Source organism: Propioniciclava soli (assembly GCF_038502305.1).
GTDB classification, from domain to species: Bacteria; Actinomycetota; Actinomycetes; order Propionibacteriales; family Propionibacteriaceae; genus Propioniciclava; species Propioniciclava soli.
Genome location: NZ_CP115965.1, coordinates 3,043,935 through 3,065,757, shown reverse-complemented (window position 1 = coordinate 3,065,757; position 21,823 = coordinate 3,043,935). Strand labels below are relative to the sequence as shown.

The following is a 21,823-nucleotide window of genomic DNA, read 5'->3' as shown; positions in this document are numbered from 1 at the left end:
CGCCGGGTGGATGGCCGCCGCCCGCCCCGGGGCAGCAGGGGTGGCCGGCGCCTCAGCAGAGTCAGCAGGGGTGGCCGCCGCCTCAGCAAAGTCAGCAGGGCTGGCCGCCGCCGCAGCAGGCTCAGCAGGCGTGGCCCCCGCCCCAGCAAGGGTGGCCCCCGCCCCAGCAGACGCACGCATGGCCGCCGCCCCACCAGGGCCAACAGGGGTGGCCGGCGCCGCAGCAGGGCATGCAGGCCTGGCCGCCCGGCCAGGCGCCGCAGCAGGGCATGCACGCCTGGCTGCCGCCCGGGCAGGTTCAGCAGGCCTGGCCCCCCTTGGAGTTTGGCCCGCCCACGCGGTCGGGCCCGGTCGGTGACTGGCCGCCGCCGACCACCCAGCCGGTGCCCGGCCCGGAGCCGGCCGCCGCGGCGCCGGAGCCGGCGGCGTCCGTCACAGCCGTCGCGACCTTGGAGCGACCCGAGCCGATCCCCAGCGAGGCGTTGGACCACCCGGTGTTCTTCGACCCCGCCCCCGCCGTCGCCTGGTGGCACAAGCAGCGCGGTGCACTGCGTGGCCGCATCGTGTCGCTGGTGCTCAGCCTCGTCATCTGGGCGGCCCTGTGGTGGTTCACCCGCGAGCCGGACAATGCGCTCGGCTGGCAGTGGGGGCCGCTGTCGTGGTGGATCGCGGGCATCAGCGTCGGGGTGTCGGTGCTGATGATCGTGTGGGCCGCGGTGCAGTTCCGCCGCGCGAAACGCGCCGTCGCCGCCCTGCACGAGGGGCTCGCGCTCGGCATCGGCCGGGGCGGCCTGTACCTCGACGACACCCTCGTCCGTTGGCCCGATCTCGCGGGGCTGGACGTCCACCCCGGCCGTCTTGGCGGCAGCGCGCGCCTCGTGGTGCGCACGGCGTCCGGGGCGAATCACACGCTGCCGTTGGACCACCTGGCCGCCACGCCGGCGTCCATCGACGGGGCCATCCGCGCCCTCTCGGGAGGACGGGCCTGGCTCGACCTGACCCGTCTGGACGACTGAGCGACCGCTCCTGGGCGGTTTGGACGGGCGGGCTGCCGAGCCGGGGGAAATGCGGTTGAATGGAGGAGCCAGAATCAACGTTCCAGGCAGGAGACCACAACCATGCCCATTGCAACTCCCGACGTCTACGCGGAGATGATCGACCGCGCGAAGTCGAAGGGCTTCGCCTACCCGGCGATCAACATCACCTCGTCCCAGACCCTCAACGCGGCCATCCAGGGCTTCGCGGAGGCCGAGTCCGACGGCATCATTCAGGTGTCGACCGGTGGCGCCGAGTACGCGTCCGGCCAGAAGGTCAAGGACATGGTGACCGGCGCGGTGGCCCTCGCCGAGTTCGCCCACATCGTGGCCGCGAAGTACTCCGTCAACATTGCGGTGCACACCGACCACTGCCCAAAGGACAAGCTGGACGGCTACGTGCGTCCGCTGCTAGAGGTGTCCGCCGAGCGCGTGAAGGCCGGCAAGGACCCGCTGTTCCAGTCCCACATGTGGGACGGCTCGGCCGTGCCGCTGGAGGAGAACCTGCAGATCGCCGAGGAGCTCCTGGCGAAGACCTCCGCGAACAAGCAGATCCTCGAGATCGAGGTCGGCGTCGTCGGTGGCGAGGAGGACGGCGTCGCCAACGAGATCAACGACAAGCTGTACTCCACGATCGAGGACGGCATGGCCACCGCCAAGGCCCTCGGCCTCGGTGAGAACGGCCGCTACATCACGGCCCTGACCTTCGGCAACGTGCACGGCGTGTACAAGCCCGGCGCCGTGAAGCTGCGCCCGGCCGTGCTGAAGGAGATCCAGGACGCCGTCGGCGCCGAGTACGGCAAGGAGCGCCCGTTCGACCTGGTGTTCCACGGCGGCTCCGGCTCCACGCCGGAGGAGATCGCGGACGCGGTGAAGTACGGCGTCATCAAGATGAACATCGACACCGACACCCAGTACGCATTCAGCCGCCCGGTGGTCGACTGGATGTTCCGCAACTACGACGGTCTGCTGAAGATCGACGGCGAGGTCGGCAACAAGAAGCAGTACGACCCGCGCGCCTGGGGCAAGCAGGCTGAGGCCGGCATGGCCCAGCGCATCGTCGAGGCCTGCCAGAACCTCGGTTCGGTCGGCACGCACGCCTGATCGGTGCCCTCTGACGGACGCCGCCCGAATCGGGTGGTTCGTCTGATCTGATCGCGCACCACGGCGCCTCGCTCCGCACAGGAGCGGGGCGTCGTTGGCGTTGCGGGGGTCCACCGCGTCGAGAAGGCGGGCTTGTGCATGGGTTGTCGACGCGGATGGGCCTGGGGCGTCGAGAAGGGGGGCTTGTGCATGGGTTGTCGACGCGGATCGGCGCGGGGGCGTCGAGAAGGCGTGCTTGTGCCTGGGTGGTCGACGGAGATGGGTGCGGGGGCGTCGAGAAGCCGGGCTTGTGCATGGCCTGTCGGCAGAGGGCCGGCATCGCGCGCCGACGGCGGCTCGGGCCGTGAGCTCCTCTGCCCCGGACGGCCGCGACCCTGGCTGAGACTGCGACTCCCTGTCGTTGCGGCCGCCCCCCTGTCGGTGGCACCGCCCCCCTGCTCGAAGCCCACCTCCCCAGCGTTGCACGGAATGAATCAAGCTGTTTGGGACAGTTGGGTTGGGGGTTGGTTGATCCAGACGTGGTCTGGGGGTGTGGGGGTTTTCGGGGTTTGGGGTGGCGGGTGGGGTGTTTGGCGGCGTAAGCGGTTTTGGTGGTGGTCCACAGGTCGTGGGTGGTGGGCCAGGTGCCGTCATGGACGCGGGCGGGGGTGTGACCGGCCAGGCCTGCGTGGTGATGGTGGTTGTTGTAGTGGTCGAAGAAGGCGGTGAACCAGGCTTGGGCCTGGTCGATGGTGTCGAACCGGCCGGGGTAGGCGAGGTCGTACTTCACGGTTTTGAAGACGGCTTCAGCGAACGGGTTGTCGTTGGACACTCGGGGCCGGGAGTGGGACGTGGTGATGTGCAACAACCTGAACATGTCGGTGAGGGTGCCGGCACGCATCGGGGAGCCGTTGTCGGCGTGGATGACCGCAGGAACGCAGTGTTGGTCGGTGAACGCCTTTTGGAACATGTCTTTGGCCAGGTCGGGCCGTTCGTGGTGTTCGACCCGGTGCGCGACCACGTAGCGGGAGTACAGATCGATCGCGACATACAGCTTGAACCAGATCCGTCCCGGGCCCTGCACGTTGGTGATGTCCCAACACCACACCTGCCGGGGCGCGGTCGCGTGCAGGCGTGGCGCATGACGCCGGCCCCTGACACCGGTCCGGGTCCGTTGTCGACGACGATCGGTGGACTGCCCGGCTCGCCGCATGATCCGGTGCATCGTGGCCAGCGAGCACAGGTACTCCCCGCGATCGAGCAGATGGTAGAACCCTTCCCTGATCGACATGTCGGCCACGTCCTCAGCGTTCAACCTAGCCACGACAGCTTCAGTCTCGGCAGGGGCGAGCCGCTGGGGATAGTTCCGCTCCGCGTGCGGCACCACCACCCCACCAGCCGGGTTCGGGTTGCGATACCGATACAGCGTGGACCGCGACACCCCGAGCCAGCGACATGCCTGGACCACGCTCACCCCAACCCCTTCGAGGGACGTGGCGGTATCGAGGGCAAACTCGAGGTGTCGGAATCGGCCAGCCACGCCGGCCGGCCCGGCACCGGTGGAGGCTCCGGTTGGGTCTGGTTCTGATCCGCGTTCTTGGCCAACCCCTCCAAGAACGCGGCAGCTTTTCCCAAGATGTCAGCAGCCGCTCTGGACTGCTCCAACTCCACCTTGAGGCGTTCATTCTGCCGGCGGAGCCGTTCCAGCTCCTGCCGCTCCTCATACGTCAACACGCCCCTCCGATCCCCACGCGAACGAGCCGGGTCAGGCTCCGTGATCAACCCAGCCGCCCGCTGCTGCACCCACGAGTTCATCGTGTACGACGACACCCCGATTCGCCGACAAAACGCCACCCGACTCCCTCGTTCCAGACACTGGTCATACTCCAACAACAACGCCCAACGCTGCTGCGGGGTGAACTTGCTCGAACGAGACGGCCGGAACGGAACATCATCGTTATCCATCATCAATCCTCTCCACCACCCCGCTGTCCCACAACAGGCTGACACGCAGGGCGCAACGCTGGGGAGGTGGGTTCGCGGCAGGGTGGCGCCCGCTCGGACAGGGAGGCGCCCGCTCGGACAGGGTGGCGACCGCTGCGACACGGGGCACCCGCACGCCGGGCGTCCTGGCCCGTGACCGGACCCTGCAAGAGCCCGACCCGCCGAGCCCGCAGGTGTGTCAGCGCGCGGACGCCGCGTCGTACAGAGCCCGACGCTCGGGCGTCGTGACCACCGGCTCGGCGACCGGAGACAGCGCCGCCTCGAATGCCAGCGGCTCGACCTCGTTGAACGTCGCCCCGTTGGCCTCCGCCGTGGCGCGCGCCTCGACCTCGGCCGCCGTCACGGCCTCGTTCACTGCGGCGACCGTCTCCGGCACGGCCGCGACGAGCGCCTCCCGGTCGGCCTGGGTCATGCCGGCGAGGGTGTCGGCGTCCATCACCAGATAGTCGGGCACCATCTGGTGCTGGGTGAGCGCGACGAACGTGCCGCCCGCCAGCCCCAGCGACGCGAAGTCGGCGAGGGTGCCCTCCGCGCCCGTGATCGCGCCGGCGCCGAAGGCGGGGGCCACCTGGTCGGACGCCAGCGGCACGGCCACGGCGCCGAGGGACTCCACGACCGCCACCTGAAGGTCGGACTGGCCGACGCTGACGCGCTGACCGGCGACGTCGGCCGGGGCGGCCACCGCGTGGTTGGCGAGCAGGTTGCGGGCCCCGCCGTACGCCCCGCCCAGCACGGTGACGCCCTCGCCCTCCAGCGATGCGTAGAGGTCGCCCACCAGCTCGGCGTCGCCCAGGACGTCGGCCTGCTGGGCGGGGGAGTCGAAGACGTACGGCAGGTTGAAGACGCCGAAGTCGCCGTTGATCTCAGCCAGTTCCTCTCCGTCCACCAGGGTGAGCGCGACGCCGTCCTCGGCCGTCAGCGACGCCACGTCGCCGCCGCCCGCCTCGACAGCCAGGCTGTACCGGCCCTCCGTCGCGTCCGACAGGCGCTGGCCGAGATCGGTCAGCGCGGCGTGCGCCGGGTCGGTCTCCCCTCCCGGGAGCCCGACGCGCAGCACCGTGGTGGTGGCGGATTCCGGAGCGGGAGCCGGGCCGGTCGTGCACGCCTGGAGCCCGACGGCGGCGACGGCGGCGAGGGCCAGGACGGGCAGGCTGCGAACGGGCGTGACGCGGGGCATGGTGAATCTCCTCGTGGGTTGCTGCACCCTCGATCGTACGGCGCGCCGCCGCCCCGGTGCAGCCCGGAGGCGGCAACCGCCTCAGCCCGCCTGCGGCGACTCGGCGGCGCCGTAGGCGATCATCTGCAGCGTGTGCCGTGTTCCGATCGCGATCATCCAGCCGGTGAATGGCGCCAGCAGGCGTCCGGAGAGCCGGAACAGCCGATAGCTGCGGGTCAGCGTCAGTTCGCTCCCGCCGGGCGCGGCCACGATCTCGAAGCGGTCGTGCCGCAGCGGTTGGCCGGCGAACTCCCCATCGGTGATCTCCTCCAGCCAGGCGAGGCTGTGCCGCCCCTCGGATTCCCGCTGGGTGAGGTGGAAGCGGACGCCCATCGTGCTCCTCCCGACGCGCAATCGGGCGGCCTCTCCGCCGGGGGTGACCTCGGCTCGGTCGGGGTCGTACGCCCACCATGTCAACGACACCGGATCGGCCAGCACCGCCGCCAACCGCTCGGGAGGCAGCGATACGAACCCGCTGATGCGCACGGCCCGGGCCGGCGCGGGCAACAGGCCCGGGGTGGGTGGGACGGGTTCGGCGCGCACCGGGTCGTCCGACCCGGCACGCAGCTCGGGAACCAGCTCGTTCGGCGCCACGCCGTCGGCGTCCACGAGGCGGCGGACCTGCTCAGAGCCCTTCAGCAACCCGACGAGCAGGGCGAAGGAGTCGGGCGCCTTGACGAGGTCGTCGTACAGCGCGCGGGCCGGGGCGGTGAACTGCACGTCGGCTTCGCCGAGATCGGTGAGCGGCCGGGGTGGCAGCTCCAGGGGGGTCGGATCGAGGCCGAGTGCGCGGACGCCGTCCGCCTGGGCCTCCTTCGCCCGCTCCCGCGCGGAGGCCAGGCTGATGCCGTGGCGTCCGAGCAGGCGCGCGGCCGCCCCGCCCAGGGCGAGCAGCCCGAGGTAGAGGTGGTCGACGTCGATCGCGCGGGCGCCGGTGCGGGCCGACTCGCGCCAGGCGGCGGTGATCCAGTGCATGGACAGGGCGATCTTCATGGCTCACTTCCTCGATCGGGCGAGGCCGGGGGCGACCCGGCGGGAGAACTTCTTGTGCGCGGCCTGGCGCGTGACGCCCAGCTCGGCCGCGATGTCGGCCCACGTCAGGCCCGCGCGCAGCGCGCTTTCGACCTGAGCGAGTTCGAGGGCGTCGGTCAGGCGGCGCAGGGACACCACCGCGGCGAGTCCGCGGCGCGGATCGGTGGTGTCGGACGCCAGCGCGGCGACCTCGGTGGGAATCACGCCTGTCAATCTAGGTTGACGCATGGCGTGTGTCAACCTGCGTTGCTCACCGCGGGCGTCCGGTTCGGGTGTAGGTAAGGTGCAACGCATGAGGATCGGTCCGCTCGAGGTCGCCGCGCTGCTCGCGCTCGCCGTCCTGCTCTTCCTGATGATTTCTTCCGGACGGAACCGGCGCCCGGCCCACGCCGAACTCGCCGAGCTGTTCGACGACCCTGACGGGCCCAACCCCGGCCCCAACGCGCGGCGCTGGGCGCTCGGCGTCCTGTGGGAGGCCGGGGTGGATGCCGACAGCGACCCCGTCTACGCCATGAAGATCCTGCGGCAGGCCCAGCCCGGGTTGTCGCTGCAGGCGGCGCGCGCGCTGGTCAACGCCCTCGTCTGAGGTCGGCGCCACCTAAGCTGGCTCGCGTGAACGACGCCCGCACCCTCCTGCTCGCCCATGGTGTCGGCGAGACGCGCCTGCCCCCCGACCCGGCCCTGGACGCCATCGTGGCCGCGGGGGAGTCCCGTTTCCTCGCCGTCGTCGCCGAGCACCCGTCCTCGCCGCTCGTGTGGGCGCTGCTCGCCGAGGGATCGCTGTCGGCCCGGACGCCGCAGGGGGACCTCACCGCCTACGCCTTCGCCCGCACCGGCTACCACCGCGGGCTGGACGCGCTGCGCCGCGCCGGCTGGCGCGGCAAGGGTCCCGTCCCGTGGGAGCACGAGCCGAACCAGGGCTTCCTGCGGGCCCTGTGGGCGCTGGCGTGCGCGGCCCGGCGCATCGGCGAGCTGCCGGAGTACGAGCGGTGCGTGGCGTTCCTCACCGAGGCGTCCGAGGAGGGCTACGCGGCCCTCACGACCGAGCGCCCCCTCACGCTCTGATCAGGCGCGATGGCGTCCCCGGGGGTGTTTGGTAGCATTTCGCTGTAAGAGCCCGGCGGACCTTGCGGCCCCGGGCTTGTTGTTTGCGCAGGGAGGGCAACGCATGCCTGGCATCGTCGTGATCGGAACCCAGTGGGGGGACGAGGGCAAGGGAAAGGCCACCGACCAGCTCGGCGACTCCGTCGACTACACGGTGCGCTACTCGGGCGGCAACAACGCCGGCCACACCATCGTGGTGGGGGACGAGACGTACGCCCTGCACCTGCTGCCCTCCGGGATCCTGAACCCGGGCATCCCGGTGCTGGGCAACGGCGTGGTGATCGACCTTGAGGTGCTCTTCGGTGAGATCGACGCCCTTGAGGCGCGCGGCGTCGACACCTCCCGGCTCGTCATCTCGGCCAACGCCCACCTGATCGCGCCCTATCACAAGACGCTCGACAAGGTCACCGAGCGCTTTCTCGGCAAGCGCAAGATCGGCACCACCGGACGCGGCGTCGGCCCCGCCTACGCCGACAAGATCAACCGCGTCGGCATCCGGGTGCAGGACCTGCTGGACGAGCAGTTGCTGCGCGACAAGGTCGAGGCGGCGCTGGCGCAGAAGAACCAGCTGTTGGTGAAGGTCTACAACCAGCTCGCCGTGGACGCCACCGAGGTCGCCGACCACCTGCTGAGCTTCGCCGATCGCGTCCGGCCCATGGTGCGCGACGTCGCGCGCGAGCTGAACGACGCGCTGGACGCCGGCAAGCTCGTCATCTTCGAGGGCGCGCAGGCGCACCACCTCGACATAGACCACGGCACGTACCCGTACGTGACGTCCTCCAACCCGATCGCCGCCGGCGCATGCACGGGCTCGGGCATCGGCCCGACGCGGCTCGATCGCATCGTCGGCATCGCGAAGGCCTACACCACCCGCGTGGGGGAGGGGCCGTTCCCGACCGAGCTGCTGGACGCCGACGGCGACCGCCTGCGCACCGAGGGTGGGGAGTTCGGCACCACGACGGGACGCCCGCGGCGCTGCGGCTGGTTCGACCCGCTGGTGGTCGAGGCCGCGTGCACGTACAACGGCGTGACCGACGTGTTCCTCACCAAGCTCGACATCCTCACCGGCTGGGAGAAGATCCCGGTGTGCGTCGGCTACGAGATCGACGGACGCCGCGTCGACACCTACCCGGCCCTCATGGCCGACCTGGTGAAGGCCACGCCCGTGTATGAGTTCCTCGACGGCTGGACGGAGGACATCTCCACCTGCCGCTCCTTCGACGAGCTGCCGGCCACCACCCAGGCCTACGTGAAGCGCCTGGAGGAGCTGGTGCGCTGCCGCATCTCCGGCATTGGCGTCGGCCCGGGCCGCGAGCAGGTCGTGATGATCAACGACCTGGTGTGACGCCGTGACTCCGGTGAACGCGTCGGTGCCCGGCGCCGGCCGGGGCGTGACCACGCTCTACTACGACCCCGACTGCGGTTTCTGCACCCGCGTCGGCACGTGGCTGGGCCGCTGGCTCAGCGTCCGGCCGCTGCCCACCGGGCGGGGAGCGGGGAGAGACGCCGACGAAGCTGCAGCGGTGGCGGCCCAGGAACTGGCCGTGCTGGGCATCGACGCCGACCGGGTGCGCCGCGAGATTCCGGCGGTGCTGGCCTCGGGTGAGGTGCGCTACGGCGCGGCGGCGTTCGCCGCGGCGCTGGTCTCCGGACCGTGGTGGCTGCGCGGGCTCGGGTGGCTGCTGGCGGCTCCCGGGGTGAGCCAGATCGCCGAGCGGGTCTACCGCGGGGTCGCGGCGCGACGCCATCAGCTGCCGGGTGGCACGGCCGCCTGTCAGCTGCCCTGAGCCCCGGGCACCAGCTGCCAGATGGCCACGCCGAGGGCGGCGAGGCAGACTGCCCAGAAGCAGCCCACCCAACACCAGGCGGGCAGCCAGGTGAGGCGGGCGAGCTGGTCGGGGTCGCTGGTGCGATCAGCGCGGCTGTGACGCGCCCGCTGCAGGTTCACCAACGACCGCGGCGCGGCGAACAGCAGCACCCACACGAGCAGGTGGGCGGCGCTCGACAGCACGTCCGCGGGCGCGAACCACGACAACGCGGCCACCCCGAGACCCGTGACCAACACCACCCACAGGCCGTACCAGTTGCGAATCAGCACCAACATCAGGGCACACGTGAGTACCAGGGCCCACAGCACGCCTGCGGCGTGCCCGACGCCCAGCAGCCAGGCACCCGCCAACCCGACGACGGCAGGGGCGGGGTAGCCGGCGAACACCGTGGCCACCATCCCGAGCCCGCGCGGCCGGCCGCGACTGAGCGTGACCCCCGAGCTGTCCGAGTGCAGCCGGATCCCGCCGAGTTGCCGACCCGCGAGCGCCGCCACCAGAGCGTGCCCCGCCTCGTGGATGAGGGTCACCAGGTGACGCACCACGCGCCACCCCTGCGGCGCGGCGACGAGCGCGAGCGCGACCACCGCCCAGGCCACGGTCCACGCCCAGGGCAGGGGCGGCTGGGTGGCGCTGGCGCGCTGCCAGAGGTCGGTGAGCACGGCTCAAGATGTAGCAGGCGAGGCTGTGCGAGGGCGTCGGCGACGAAAAGGCGACACTCGATGCGCACGCGTGCCGGCCGCTGAGCGTGAATCCGTGACCGGTGCGACATCGAGTGTCGCCTTTTCGTCGCTGGGCCGGTGATCACCGGTCTCGCCGGACCCCTTAGGCTGGCCGGGTGACCGAACGAACCGTCCTCGTCCTCGGCAACGGTGGCCGCGAACACGCGCTGGCCCTCGCGCTCTCCCGCGATCCCTCGGTGGTTGCTCTGCACTGCGCGCCCGGCAACCCCGGCACCGCCGCCGTGGCCACCAACCACCCGGTGGACGCCACCTCGGGCGATGCCGTGGTGGAGCTGGCCCGCAGCCTCGGCGCCACGCTGGTCGTCGTCGGGCCGGAGGCGCCGCTGGTGGCCGGCGTCGCCGATGCCGTGCGTGCTGCGGGTATCGCCTGCTTCGGCCCGTCGGCCGAGGCGGCGCGCATCGAGGGGTCGAAGCAGTTCGCCAAGGACGTGATGGCGCAGGCCGGGGTACCGACCGCCGCCTCGGCCTACTGCACCACCCTGGGCGAGGTGGCCGACGCCCTCGACCGATTCGGCGCCCCGCACGTCGTCAAGGCCGACGGGCTCGCCGCCGGCAAGGGTGTCATCGTCACCGACGACCGCGACGCCGCGCTCGAGCACGCCGAGGGCTCGCTCCCGGTGGTGGTGGAGGAGTATCTCGACGGCCCGGAGGTGAGTCTCTTTGCGATCACCGACGGCACGACCTGCCTGCCGCTGCAGCCCGCCCAGGATTTCAAGCGCGTCGGCGACGGCGACAGCGGCCCGAACACCGGCGGCATGGGCGCCTACACGCCGCTGCCGTGGGCGCCCGAGGGCTTGGTCGACGCGATCATGCGCGACGTCGTCGAGCCCACGGTGGCCACGATGGCCGCGCGCGGGACGCCCTTCCAGGGGTTGCTGTACGCCGGGCTCGCGCTCACCTCCCGCGGGCTGCGGGTGGTGGAGTTCAACTGCCGCTTCGGCGACCCCGAGACCCAGGCGGTGTTGTCGCTGCTGCACTCACCCCTCGGGGAGGTGCTGGACGCCGCCGCCCGCGGCCGGCTCGACACCATCGGTGAGCTGCGCTGGGCCGACGGCGCCGCCGTGGTCGTGGTGCTCGCCGCCGACGGCTACCCGGGCGTGCCCGCGCGGGGCGGGGTCATCGCCGGCCCGCGCCTGTTCGGCTCGGACGGCCACGTCCACATCGTCCATGCCGGCACCGCGCAGGACTCCGAGGGCCACCTGGTCGCCGCGGGCGGCCGAGTGCTGGGGGTGGTGGCGACGGGGGCCGACCTCGCCGTTGCCCGCGACGGTGCCTACGACGCCATCGGTCGTCTGGACGCGCCGACGCTATTCCACCGCTCGGACATCGCCGCCCGCGCCGCGGCGGGGGAGATCCCGACGCGGCAGCTCTAGGCGGGGCGGCGGCACCCCGGGCCGGTCGGGGTCACCGCAGCCAGCCCGACAGCCACACCCGCGAGGTGGGGCCGAGCGCCAGGTCGTCCTGAAGCTCGCCCTCGCCGACATCGGGTAAACGGATACTGAGCACCGTTCCGACCTCGCCGGGAGCGGACTCCCAGGTGAGCACCGCGGTGGCCGACGCCTGCGGCTCCAGGGTGAGCGGGGTGAGTTCGGTGCGGCCGGCGTCCAGGCGCAGCGGATCGGTGAGCCCCTCACGGCCGCCGAACCACATGGCCGGCTCGGTGAGGGTGACCGGCTGGTCAGAGCAGTTGTGCGCGGTCAGCGTCATGCGGTGCACGCCTTGGCCGTGGTCGACGGGGGAGAAGTCGATGAGGGGCTCACCCGTCGTCGCACACACTGGCGACCACTCGTCGCGGCGCTGCGTCATCGCGATGTCGACCCCGCTACCCCGGGCCGCCTCGGGGGCTGAGGCAGGGGGGAGCAAGGGCTCGGGCGTGGGCCGGTTGAGCCCGGACAGGCCGATCGCCGCGCCCAGCGCAAGGATGACCGCGCAGCCGCTGAGAGTCGTTCGGGTGAGGTGGTGCACGGCACCAGCGTGTCCCATTTCGCGGACGGAAGCATCGGCCCACGGTCACCGGTGGGCGGCACCCTCGTTTTTTCGTCTTTCCTTGCCACTCCCTGTATCTTCTGTCTATAGTGCATATAGACAGCAAGGGAGGGTGCATGCAAATCGACATCGTGGTGTCGAAGACCTCCGGGCTGCCCATCTACGAGCAGATCAAGGCCCAGCTCAAGGCCGCGATCCTGCTCGGACACATCGCCGAGGGTGAGGCGCTGCCGTCCATCCGGGGGCTGGCGCGCGATCTGCAGGTGAGCATCATCACCACGACCCGCGCCTACTCCGATCTGGCGGCCGAGGGATTGGTCACGAACGTCCCCGGCAAGGGCAGTTACGTGCTGCCGCGCAACGCCGAGCTCGTCCGCGAGCGCGTCCTGCGCGAGATCGAGGAGCACTTCGCCGAGGCGGTCACGCAGGCCCGGCTGGTCGACCTCAGCGCGGCCGAACTCCACGCGGTTCTGGACGCCGCCCTCACCCCCTCCACCGAACAGGAGCAGTCATGAATCCCCTTGAGCTGACCGGCGTCATCAAGCGCCGGGACGGCTTCACCCTCGGCCCCCTCGACCTCGTCGTCCCCCGCGGGTACGTCATGGGGTTCGTCGGGGCCAACGGTGCCGGCAAGACCACGACGATCAAGATCGCGCTGGGCCTGGTCCATGCCGACGAGGGTTCGGTGCGCCTGGTGGGTCACGATCGGGTCGGCGTCGTGCACGACCAGCCGGCCTACGTGGGGAAGTGGACGGCCGCGCAGGTCGGTCGCGCCGTCGCGCCGTTCCACCCGGCGTGGGATCTGGAGCGGTTCCGCGCGCTGCTCGACTGGGCCGGCATCGAGCCCACCCGGCAGGTCAAGGAGCTCTCGCGGGGCATGGGCATGAAGCTGCAGCTCGCCGTGGCCCTGAGCCATGCCGCCGAGCTGCTGATCCTGGACGAGCCCACCTCGGGTCTTGATCCGCTCGCCCGATCCGAGCTGCTGGAGATGCTCGCGGATTTCATGACGGACGAGCGTCACTCGGTGCTGTTCTCCACCCACATCACCAGCGACCTGGAGAAGATCGCTGACTACGTCACCGTCATCGAGCGCGGCCGGGTGGTCGCCTCCACGACGCGGGACGAGTTGGTCGACAGCTACCGCCTCGTGCGCGGTGCGGCGTCCGAGCTGGACGCCGACCTGCGACCCCTGGTTCACGGCCTGCGGGAGCACGGGGTGGGCTGGCAGGGCCTGATGGCCACCGAGGACACGGTGTCGCTCGGACGCCGCGCCGTCGCCGAGGTGCCCACCCTGGAGGAGATCGTCGTCCACCTCGCGAAGGAGCCCCGCCATGCGTGATCTGGCGCCCATGCTGCGCCTCGACCTGCTCACGCTCGTGGCGTCCCGCAAGATGCTCGCGATCTACGTGCTCGTCGTGTGCTTTCTGGTCGCGGTGAACGGCGCGCTGGTCGCCCTGCCGATGATCGGGGTGGCGTCCATGATGGTGTGCCTCAACCTCTTCGGGACCATCGAGAACCACCGGCTCACCCAGCTGTACGGCTCGCTGCCGCTGCGGCGTCGCACCGTGATGGTGTCGCACTACGCGGTCACGGCCGTGCTGACCTGCGTGTTCGTGCTGCTCGGCGCGCTCGCGGCCGGGGTGGCCGCGTGGGTGCGGGCGGAACCCGCGGTCGGGGTGGCCGAGGGGGTCGGCACCCTGGGAGCCCTGCTCCTCGTGCTCGCGCTCGTGACGCCCGCGTATGTCGCCTGGGGGACGCGGACCGGCGGCCTGGTGACCCTGGTGGTGGTCGCGACGGTCATCGGCGGGCTGTTGGCGTTCGGCGACAACCCCGTGCTGGCGGGCGCCCTGCGGGGCCTCGCGGGCGTGGGTCCGGAGGCGTCGTGGTGGGTGCTCGGCGCGGGGGTGCTCGCCCAGGCGGCGTCCCTGGTCGTGTCGATCGGCGTGTACACGCGGCAGGACCACTGACGTCGGACGCCGGCCGCTCGCGTCCGGACGCCGCACTGGGCCGGCTCCTGCGTCTGCCCCGCCCGTGGGAAGATGGTGCGCGTCCTAGCGATCGTCCCCCTGGCAGGAGCTGCCCCATGACCGTCCCGAACGTGCTGGCCACCCGGTACGCGTCGCCCGCGATGCGCGACATCTGGAGCCCCGAGCGCAAGATCGTGGCCGAACGCGAGCTGTGGCTCGCGGTGTTGGAGGCGCAGCGCGACCTGGGCGTCGACTTCGGCGGTGACGACGCGGACGCCGTGATCGCCGACTACCGCGCGGTGGTCGAGAACGTCGACCTGGCCGGCATCGCCGCGCGCGAGCGGGTGACGCGCCATGACGTGAAGGCTCGCATCGAGGAATTCAATGCCCTGGCCCGGCATGAGCACGTGCACAAGGGCATGACGAGTCGCGATCTCACCGAGAACGTCGAGCAGTTCCAGGTGCTCAGCGCGCTCAAGCTGGTGCGCGAGCGCGTGGTGACGGTGCTGACGGCGCTCACCAGCCTCGCGGTGCAGCACCGGGACGTGCCCATGGCGGGGCGCTCGCACAACGTCGCGGCGCAGGTCACGACGCTGGGCAAGCGGTTCGCGACCGCAGCCGATGAATTGCTCGTGGCGTACGAGCGGCTCGATGATCTCATCGGGCGCTACCCGGCCCGCGGCATCAAGGGGCCGGTCGGCACGGCGCAGGACATGCTGGATCTGCTGGGCGGCGACGACGCCAAGCTCGTCGAGCTCGAGGAGCGCGTCACCCGCCACCTGGGCTTCGAGCGGGTGCTGACGGCGACGGGTCAGGTGTACCCGCGCTCGCTCGACGTGGATGCCCTGACCTGCCTGGTGCAGGTGGCCGCGGCGCCGTCCAACGTGGCGACGTCGATCCGGCTCATGGCCGGTGCTGAATTGGTGACCGAGGGGTTCGCGGAGGGGCAGGTGGGGTCGTCCGCCATGCCGCACAAGATGAACACCCGCTCGTGCGAGCGCGTCAACGGCCTCGCGGTGGTGCTGCGCGGTTACGCCTCCATGGTGGGCGAGCTGGCGGGCGACCAGTGGAACGAGGGTGACGTCTCGTGCTCGGTGGTGCGGCGCATCGCGCTGCCGGACGCCTTCTACGCCCTCGACGGGCTGTTCGAGACGTTCCTGACCGTGCTGGGCGAGTTCGGCGCGTTCGGGGCGGTGATCGAGGCCGAGCTGCAGCGCTACCTGCCGTTCCTCACGACGACGAAGGTGCTCATGGCGGCCGTCCGGCACGGCGTGGGGCGCGAGCAGGCGCACGAGGCGATCAAGGAGCATGCCGTCGCTGTGGCGTTGGCGATGCGGCAGGGGCAGAAGGAGAACGACCTGCTCGACCGGCTGGCCGCCGACGCGCGCCTCGGCATCGCCCGCGAGGCGTTGGATGAGGCCATCGCGCACCCCCTCGAGCTCACCGGATCGGCGGCGTCCCAGGTCAACCAGCTGGCCCAACGCGTCCAGGAGATGGCGGCGCTCCACCCGCAGGCCGCGGCCTACAAGCCGGGGGCGGTGCTCTGATCCGGCCAGGCCAGCTCGTGCCGTGAGGTGAACGTGCGGTGGGTTCCGTCCACCGGATCGGTGAAATCGATCCGCTGGGCCAGGAGGCGAAGCGGGCGCGCCGGATCCTCGGGGGCGTCGTCGGTGAGGCGGTCGTCGGGGTAGAGCGGATCGTCCACGATCGGTGCGCCCAGGCCGGCGAGGTGGACGCGCAGCTGGTGCGTCCGACCGGTGGCCGGTTCGAGGCGGTAGCGGGCGAGGGCGTCGCGCCGTTCGAGGAGGGTGATTCGGGTCTCGGCGTTCGGTGCGGCGCCGGGGACGACCTCGACCTGCCGCGAGGCGCGTCGTTTGACGAGGTGGTTGCGGATCTCGAGGGGGCCCGCGAGGTCGAGGCTCGGGGCGAGGGCCTCGTAGGTCTTGCGCACGGCTCGATCGGCGAACAGGGTTTGGTACGCCGCCCGCCAGCGCGGCTCGGTGGTGAACACCAGGACGCCGGCGGTCAGCCGGTCGAGCCGGTGGGCCGGTGCCAGCTCCGGGAGCCCGAGCTGGACGCGGGCCTGCACCAGCGCGCTGCGCCGGACGAAGGCGCCCCGGGGAATCGTGGCGAGGAAATGCGGTTTGTCGACGACCACGAGGCGCTCCCCGGCGTGCAGCACGGCGAGCGGCGCGGGCGGTTGCTCCTCGGTCGGATCCTTGTGGAACCACACCAGCGTCGCGGGGGTGTACGGGGTGTCGGACGCCACGGGTGTCCCGGCCGCGGTGGCGAACCGGCCGGCCGCCACCCAGGCGTCGACGGGGACGACCGCGGGGAGCCGGTCGCGGAGGAAGGCGGGCAGCGTGGGCCACGGGTTCGGTGCCGAGCCGACGCGCGCCGGCGTCCGCACCCACACGGCGTCCAACCCGTCGCGCGGGGGCAGCGGCGAGCGTGCGCGGCGGCGTCCCATGGCCACCAGCGTGGCACGGTCCGGCGCCGGTGGGCGTGTCCGGCGGCGTCCAGGGGGTGGGGGCGGGGTCTGCGACTGTCTGCCTGACCTCGCTCCCCGGCCGGTCAGGCCAATATCGTGGAGCCGGCCACGATCCGAGGGGGAAACGATGCGGAACCAGCCGATGCGGAGCCAGCCAATGAGGGAGATGGCGATCCTGTCCGGGCTCATCGTGCTCGTGCTGAACCTGCTCTCGGCCGCCGAGAACCTCAACTTCATCGCGCTCGGGTTGGGGTTGATCCTGGCCGGTGCCCTGTGGCCCGGGCGGCCCGGGCGCCGCCTCGAGCGCGAGGACGCCTCCCCGCGTCAGCCCGCCGCGCGCGACGACTGAGCCGCCGAGCCCCCCCCAAACGGGAGCGAACCCTCAGGCCGCCACGTCGGACAGCAGCCAGTCGATGATCTGGGGAGCGGACCAGCCGTCGGGGTACAGCTCGAGCAGGGCGTGGGCGGCCGTGAGGTCCTGCCCGAGGGTCAGGGCCGGCTCCTCGACGTAGCCGCTCTTGCGCACCTGGGGCATGCCGATGTTGGCGAACAGGGCGTTGCACAGGCACTTGCGGCCCACCGTGTCGGCCACGTCGCCGCCCTTGCGCTCGTACATGTGCACCGGCTCGGACGCGCAGCGGTAGACGATCGACCCGTCGGGACGCTCCGCGGGCGCACGCAGGTAGCCGAGGTCGCAGATGCGGGGCCGCTCGGCGTACACCTCGGGCTGCGACAACGTGCCCTCCACCTGCGCCACCTTGAACGGGAACCCCGTCGGCGAGGCCCGCGGGTCGTTGCGGACGACCAGCGTCCCGGCCTCCAGGTCGGCCAGCAGCTTGGCGCGCAGCTCGTCGCTCAGGCCCGACTCGGACGCCAGCGCGAACACGGTGCCGCACTGCACGCCTTGGGCTCCGGACGCCTGCGCCGCGGCCACGCGCTCCGGCGTCGACCACGCCCCGGCCAGCCAGAACGGCAGGCCCAGGTCGACCATCTTGGCGATGTCGGCCTCGTCCTTGGGCGAGTAGATCGGCTGGCCGTCCTCGTCGAGCCCGAACTTGCCGCGCGGTGGCGCGCTGTGACCACCCGCCACGGGCCCCTCGACGACGAACCCGTCGGGCCGGATCTCGGGGTCGCGGGCGAGGTAGCCGCCGAGCACGTGCAGCGAGATGATCGCGATGAAATCGGGGCGCGTGAACTCGGGCAGCTCGTCGCCGAGGTGGGCGACCGGGTCGAGTTCGGCGACGTGGGCCTTCGTCTGGTCGGCGACCTCGATGGTGAGCCGGCCCGTCCGGCCGGCCGCGAACTCGGTGATGACCCGCGGCATCTCCTTGGGGATGCCCGCGCCCATCAGCACGTAGTCGACCCCGGCGAGCATGGCGCCCAGCGTCGCCGAGAGCGTCGCGGTCTGGATCTTCTCCAGGAAGTTGATGCCGACCACCCCGTCGTGGCCCTCCTTCGCCAGCCACACCTCGGCAAAGTTGCCGGCCAGCGCCAGCTCGACCGCGGGGCGGCTGGGGGAGATGGTGAGCGTGGGGTGCGGGCGGTAGGGCTGGCCGGGGCGGCGTCCGCCCTCGAGGAAGTAGGTGTCGAGGACGCGCTGCGCGATGGCCCGGCTGGGGAAGTGGGCGAGCGCGCGGCGGACGTGGCCACCGGGATCGCCGTCCTGCAACGTGCGGGCCACGACGCCGTCGAGCGCCGTGCCGGAGACGACGCCCATCTGCCCGGCGCGGGCGACGGCGTTCGCGAGGCGCCACGAGGAAACGGCGACGCCCATGCCTCCCTGGATGATGGGCGGGCGGGATCGATCCATGGGTAGGAGCCTCACGGTAGCCGGGAACGAACAAAAGCTACGGTACCGTAAAGTATCGACGGGTGCACCACCCCGGCGGGGGTGACGCGCCTAGTCGCGAGGTCGCCCCGGGGTGCCGTCGAACTCCACCCAGCAGCAGCCGGGCTCGGCGAACGGAACCACGCGGAGGCCGTCCGCCGCCTCCGGCAGCGCGCCCTGCACCAGGCCGGCGTGCATGCCGCACACCACGTCGGGATGGGCCCGCGCCGACGCCAGCATCGGGCAGGTGCGCAGCCGGATGAGGGCGGACGGGCCGCCGCCGGCCGGGTCGGGGCTGAAGCCCAGTGCGTCGAGCGTGGCCAGCAGGTCGGCGGCGTCGCCGCGGCGCGACGCCCCCCAGGCCCGGCCGATCGCGTGGGCGCGGGCGGCGGCGTCCGGCTCGTGCGCGAGGTGGGCCACGACGGCGTCCAGCACCTCGCTGACGGGTGCGACCGGGCCGGCGAGCGCGCGGCGTCCGGCGGCCGTCAGGGTGTACACCCGGGCCGGACGCCCGCGCCCGGCCCCCTGCCGCTCCGCGGTCTCGGCGTGGCCCTCGGCGACCATCGCGTCCAGGTGGGCGCGCGTCGCATTGGGGTGGCCGCCCAGCTCGTCGGCGAGATCGGCCAGCGCCACGCCGGGGCCCCGGTGCCCGAGGGCCCGGGCGACGCGGGCGCGCGCGGGGGAGAGCGCGCCGGTCGGCGTCGGGGCGGGCCCCAGCTCCTCGTCCATGACCGCAGTCTAGGCCGGGCCCACGAAAAGTTACACAGAGATATGTAATAATTGACGCGGGTCGGTTCCCGTCCGGACGCGGGAACCGACCCACCATCGTCACCAGGGAGGGTTCGTGACCGGTCTGCCCACCGCCGAGAGCACGCGCCCCACCGCACCCGGACGCTCGCGCTCGCGGCGGCTGCGCGACCAGGTCGCGGTCGTCTGGCTGCTCGCCGCTGTGGCGGTGGCGCTCGTGCACCGCTTCGTGCCGGCCTCGACGTGGCTCATGGTGCACCTCGTTCTCCTCGGGGCGCTGAGCCACTCCGCGCTGGTGTGGAGCGAGCACTTCGCTCACACGCTGCTGCGCACCCTCCCGGACGCCGCCGGTCGCCGCCGGCAGGACGTCCGGGTCGCCCTGCTCGCCGCCGGCGCGCTGGCCGTGTTCCTCGGGGTTCCGGCGCAGGTGTGGTGGCTGGTCGTCGTCGGCGCGACGCTGGTGAGCGCCGCGGTGGTGTGGCACGGCGTCCACCTCGTCGCGGTACTGCGCCGCGCGTTGCCCAGCCGCTTCCGCGTCGTGACGCACTCCTACGTGGCCGCCGTGGCGTGCCTGCCGATCGGGGTCGGCTTCGGCGCGGCGCTCGCGTTCGGGCTGCCCGAGGTGTGGCACGGGCGCCTGCTCGTCGCCCATCTGGCGGTCAACCTGCTCGGCTGGATCGGCCTGACCGTCACCGGCACCCTCGTCACGTTCTGGCCCACGATGCTGCGCGCCCGCATGGACGACCGCGCCGAGCTGCTGGCGCGCGAGGCGCTGCCCACCCAGCTCGTCGGCATCGCGATCGTCACCTCGGGTGCCCTGGTGGGCTGGCGTCCGGTGGCGCTCGTGGGCGTCGCGCTGTACGGCGTCGGGCTGTTGTGGTGGGGCCGCGCCCTGGCCCGGCCGCTGCGCGCCCACGGCTTGCGCGAGTTCGCGCCGGCGTCCGTGTTGGCCGCGCTGGTGTGGGGCGGCGTCGCGCTTATCTGGGTCGCCGGGCTGCTCGCGACCGCGCCGTCCTGGGCCGCCCTCGCGGACGCCGTCCCCACCGTCGCCGGGGTGGTCGCCGTCGGCTTCGCGGCCCAGCTGCTGTCGGGGGCGCTGAGCTACCTGATCCCATCGGTGATGGGCGGGGGCCCGTCGGTGGTGCGCGCCGGCCAGGCGTGGTTCAACCGGTGGGCCGGCGTCCGTCTCGTCGTCATCAACGGCGGGCTGGTGCTGTTTCTGCTGCCCGCGCCCTCGTGGGTGAAGGTCGCGATCTCCTCGGCGGTGCTCGTCGCGCTGGCCGCGTTCATCCCGCTGCTGCTGGGCGGGGCGAAGGCGTCCGGACGCGCCCGCCGCGCCGTCATGACCGGCGACCCGCTCCCGGAGCCGACGCCGCGGCGCCCCTGGAGCGTGCGGCAGTTGGTCGCCGGGCTCGCTGTCCTGGCGCTCGCGTACGGGGCGGGCGTCGCGGCCGATCCGGCCGCCGCCGGTCTGCGCCTGGGGGGAGCGGCCGCGTCCGCCACCGCCGAGACGGGCGAGACCACCCGCGTCGAGGTCACCGCCGTCGACATGCGCTTCGAGCCGAGCACCATCACCGTGCCCGCCGGCAACCGCCTCGTCGTCGTGCTCACCAACGGCGATCAGGCCATGGCGCACGACCTTCTCATCGGCACCTTCCGGACGCCGCGCCTCGCGCCCGGCGAGACCGTCGAGCTCGACGCCGGCGTCATCACTGAATCCGTGCAGGGCTACTGCACCGTGGCCGGGCACCGGCAGATGGGCATGGTGCTCGACGTCGTCGCCGAGGGCGGGCCGGCCCACGGGGCGCACGCGGCCCCGGGTGCCGCGGCGGCCGCGAGCGGTGCCGTGATCGGGCCGAACCCGTCCGACGAGCTGGGCACGGTCGTCGACCCGGTGTTGCCGCCGCTGGATGATGTCACCGTGCGCCGCGTGACGTTGACGGTCACCGAGGTGCCGTTGGAGGTCGCGCCCGGGCTGTGGCAGACGCGCTGGACGTTCAACGGCGGGTCGGTGGGGCCCACGCTCCATGGCCGCGTCGGCGACGTGTTCGAGGTGACGCTCGTCAACGACGGCACCATCGGGCACTCGATCGATTTCCACGCCGGCGCGCTGGCGCCGGACGAGCCCATGCGCACCATCGGCGTGGGCGAGACGCTCGTCTACCGCTTCACCGCCGAGCGGGCGGGCATGTGGATGTATCACTGCTCCACGGCGCCCATGAGCAGCCACATCGCGGCCGGCATGCACGGGGCCGTCGTGATCGAGCCGGAGGGGCTGCCCGCGGTCGACCGGACCTACGCGCTGGTGCAGTCCGAGGTGTTCCTCGCCAACGCCGCGACCTCGCCGCAGGACGCCCGCGAGCTGGACGCCGACAAGGTCGTCGCCGAGCGGCCCGACCGGGTGGTGTTCAACGGGGTCGCCAACCAGTACGACCTGGCCCCGTTCGAGGCGCGGGTGGGGGAGCGCGTCCGCTTCTGGGTGTTGGACGCCGGCCCCAACCGCGCCAGCGCGTTCCACATCGTCGGCGGCCAGTTCGACACGGTGTGGACCGAGGGCACCTACACCCTGCGCGAGGGCGTCGGCGCGTTCGGTGCCACCGACGGCGGCGCCCAGGTGCTGGCGTTGCAGCCCGCCCAGGGCGGGTTCGTGGAACTGACGTTCCCGGAAGCCGGTCACTACTCCGTCGTCAGCCACGTGATGGTGGACGCCGAACGCGGCGCCCACGGCACCGTGGCCGTCACCGAGGGCTGAGCGGCCCCAC

Annotated in this window: 21 protein-coding genes and 1 pseudogene; 13 read left to right on the top strand and 9 right to left on the bottom strand. The window is 72.2% G+C overall.

Features of this window, described 5'->3' with window-relative positions; all coding sequences use genetic code 11:
• The first annotated feature begins 230 nt into the window (after positions 1-230).
• Positions 231-1,016 (top strand): hypothetical protein, encoded by a 786-nt coding sequence (locus PCC79_RS13845; protein ID WP_232550093.1) that lies wholly within the window; start codon positions 231-233, stop codon positions 1,014-1,016.
• Positions 1,017-1,118: 102 nt separating this feature from the next.
• Positions 1,119-2,138, top strand: a complete 1,020-nt coding sequence (gene fbaA / locus PCC79_RS13840; protein ID WP_232550092.1) for a class II fructose-bisphosphate aldolase — start codon at positions 1,119-1,121, stop codon at positions 2,136-2,138.
• Between the two features lie 691 nt (positions 2,139-2,829).
• Here the strand turns inward: fbaA and PCC79_RS17440 are convergent.
• The 4 genes and pseudogenes from PCC79_RS17440 to PCC79_RS13820 form a co-directional block, all read right to left on the bottom strand.
• Positions 2,830-3,558 (bottom strand): annotated as a pseudogene (locus PCC79_RS17440) (transposase); the annotation flags it as partial.
• 741 nt (positions 3,559-4,299) lie between these two features.
• Positions 4,300-5,298, bottom strand: a complete 999-nt coding sequence (gene dctP, locus PCC79_RS13830) for a TRAP transporter substrate-binding protein DctP (protein WP_232548298.1) — start codon at positions 5,296-5,298, stop codon at positions 4,300-4,302.
• A gap of 81 nt (positions 5,299-5,379) precedes the next feature.
• On the bottom strand, positions 5,380-6,330 hold the full coding sequence (locus tag PCC79_RS13825; protein WP_232548299.1) for a hypothetical protein: 951 nt from the start codon (positions 6,328-6,330) through the stop codon (positions 5,380-5,382).
• A gap of 3 nt (positions 6,331-6,333) precedes the next feature.
• Entirely contained in the window at positions 6,334-6,573 is a 240-nt protein-coding gene (locus PCC79_RS13820; protein ID WP_342372172.1) for a helix-turn-helix domain-containing protein, read from the bottom strand.
• Positions 6,574-6,661: 88 nt separating this feature from the next.
• On the opposite strand from PCC79_RS13820, the gene PCC79_RS13815 reads away from it, so the two are divergent.
• The 4 genes from PCC79_RS13815 to PCC79_RS13800 all read left to right on the top strand — a co-directional run bounded on the left by PCC79_RS13815 (position 6,662) and on the right by PCC79_RS13800 (position 9,260).
• The gene (locus tag PCC79_RS13815) at positions 6,662-6,955 is read left to right on the top strand and encodes a hypothetical protein (protein WP_232548301.1); all 294 of its coding nucleotides are present in this window, start codon (positions 6,662-6,664) and stop codon (positions 6,953-6,955) included.
• A 26-nt stretch (positions 6,956-6,981) separates the two neighbouring features.
• Positions 6,982-7,434: a DUF3151 domain-containing protein gene (locus PCC79_RS13810; protein WP_232548302.1), complete on the top strand. Its 453-nt coding sequence runs from the start codon at positions 6,982-6,984 to the stop codon at positions 7,432-7,434.
• 103 nt (positions 7,435-7,537) lie between these two features.
• Entirely contained in the window at positions 7,538-8,818 is a 1,281-nt protein-coding gene (locus PCC79_RS13805; RefSeq protein WP_232548303.1) for an adenylosuccinate synthase, read from the top strand.
• 4 nt (positions 8,819-8,822) lie between these two features.
• Positions 8,823-9,260 (top strand): thiol-disulfide oxidoreductase DCC family protein, encoded by a 438-nt coding sequence (locus PCC79_RS13800; protein WP_232548304.1) that lies wholly within the window; start codon positions 8,823-8,825, stop codon positions 9,258-9,260.
• Here the strand turns inward: PCC79_RS13800 and PCC79_RS13795 are convergent.
• Positions 9,248-9,961, bottom strand: coding sequence for a M50 family metallopeptidase (locus tag PCC79_RS13795; protein WP_232548305.1), 714 nt, complete (start codon positions 9,959-9,961; stop codon positions 9,248-9,250). The two genes, PCC79_RS13800 and PCC79_RS13795, sit on opposite strands and share 13 nt — an antisense overlap.
• A gap of 176 nt (positions 9,962-10,137) precedes the next feature.
• On the opposite strand from PCC79_RS13795, the gene purD reads away from it, so the two are divergent.
• Positions 10,138-11,415 carry a phosphoribosylamine--glycine ligase gene (gene purD, locus PCC79_RS13790; protein WP_232548306.1) on the top strand — a complete coding sequence of 426 codons (1,278 nt, stop codon included), beginning with the start codon at positions 10,138-10,140 and terminating at the stop codon, positions 11,413-11,415.
• Between the two features lie 31 nt (positions 11,416-11,446).
• Here the strand turns inward: purD and PCC79_RS13785 are convergent, their stop codons facing one another.
• Positions 11,447-12,007, bottom strand: a complete 561-nt coding sequence (locus PCC79_RS13785; protein ID WP_342372171.1) for a DUF4232 domain-containing protein — start codon at positions 12,005-12,007, stop codon at positions 11,447-11,449.
• A gap of 137 nt (positions 12,008-12,144) precedes the next feature.
• On the opposite strand from PCC79_RS13785, the gene PCC79_RS13780 reads away from it, so the two are divergent.
• The 4 genes from PCC79_RS13780 (at position 12,145) to purB (ending at position 15,542) form a co-directional block, all read left to right on the top strand.
• The gene (locus PCC79_RS13780) at positions 12,145-12,543 is read left to right on the top strand and encodes a GntR family transcriptional regulator (protein ID WP_232548308.1); all 399 of its coding nucleotides are present in this window, start codon (positions 12,145-12,147) and stop codon (positions 12,541-12,543) included.
• A complete protein-coding gene (locus PCC79_RS13775) occupies positions 12,540-13,367 on the top strand; it encodes an ABC transporter ATP-binding protein (protein ID WP_342372170.1) in 828 nt (275 codons plus the stop codon). Before PCC79_RS13780 ends, PCC79_RS13775 begins: the two co-directional genes overlap by 4 nt.
• Positions 13,360-13,995, top strand: a complete 636-nt coding sequence (locus PCC79_RS13770) for an ABC-2 transporter permease (protein WP_232548310.1) — start codon at positions 13,360-13,362, stop codon at positions 13,993-13,995. Before PCC79_RS13775 ends, PCC79_RS13770 begins: the two co-directional genes overlap by 8 nt.
• A 116-nt stretch (positions 13,996-14,111) precedes the next feature.
• Complete coding sequence (purB, locus tag PCC79_RS13765; protein WP_232548311.1) at positions 14,112-15,542, top strand: adenylosuccinate lyase; 1,431 nt, start codon at positions 14,112-14,114, stop codon at positions 15,540-15,542.
• Here purB and PCC79_RS13760 read toward each other — a convergent pair.
• Positions 15,518-16,465, bottom strand: coding sequence for a pseudouridine synthase (locus PCC79_RS13760; RefSeq protein WP_342372169.1), 948 nt, complete (start codon positions 16,463-16,465; stop codon positions 15,518-15,520). The two genes, purB and PCC79_RS13760, sit on opposite strands and share 25 nt — an antisense overlap.
• A 187-nt stretch (positions 16,466-16,652) precedes the next feature.
• Here PCC79_RS13760 and PCC79_RS13755 point away from each other — a divergent pair, with 187 nt between their 5' ends.
• Positions 16,653-16,835, top strand: coding sequence for a hypothetical protein (locus PCC79_RS13755; protein ID WP_342372168.1), 183 nt, complete (start codon positions 16,653-16,655; stop codon positions 16,833-16,835).
• A gap of 33 nt (positions 16,836-16,868) precedes the next feature.
• Here PCC79_RS13755 and PCC79_RS13750 read toward each other — a convergent pair whose 3' ends face one another.
• Positions 16,869-18,296 carry a nitronate monooxygenase gene (locus tag PCC79_RS13750; protein WP_342372167.1) on the bottom strand — a complete coding sequence of 476 codons (1,428 nt, stop codon included), beginning with the start codon at positions 18,294-18,296 and terminating at the stop codon, positions 16,869-16,871.
• A gap of 90 nt (positions 18,297-18,386) precedes the next feature.
• Positions 18,387-19,043, bottom strand: coding sequence for a helix-turn-helix transcriptional regulator (locus PCC79_RS13745; protein WP_232548315.1), 657 nt, complete (start codon positions 19,041-19,043; stop codon positions 18,387-18,389).
• Positions 19,044-19,158: 115 nt separating this feature from the next.
• On the opposite strand from PCC79_RS13745, the gene PCC79_RS13740 reads away from it, so the two are divergent.
• Positions 19,159-21,813, top strand: a complete 2,655-nt coding sequence (locus PCC79_RS13740) for a multicopper oxidase domain-containing protein (protein ID WP_342372166.1) — start codon at positions 19,159-19,161, stop codon at positions 21,811-21,813.
• Positions 21,814-21,823 lie beyond the last annotated feature (10 nt).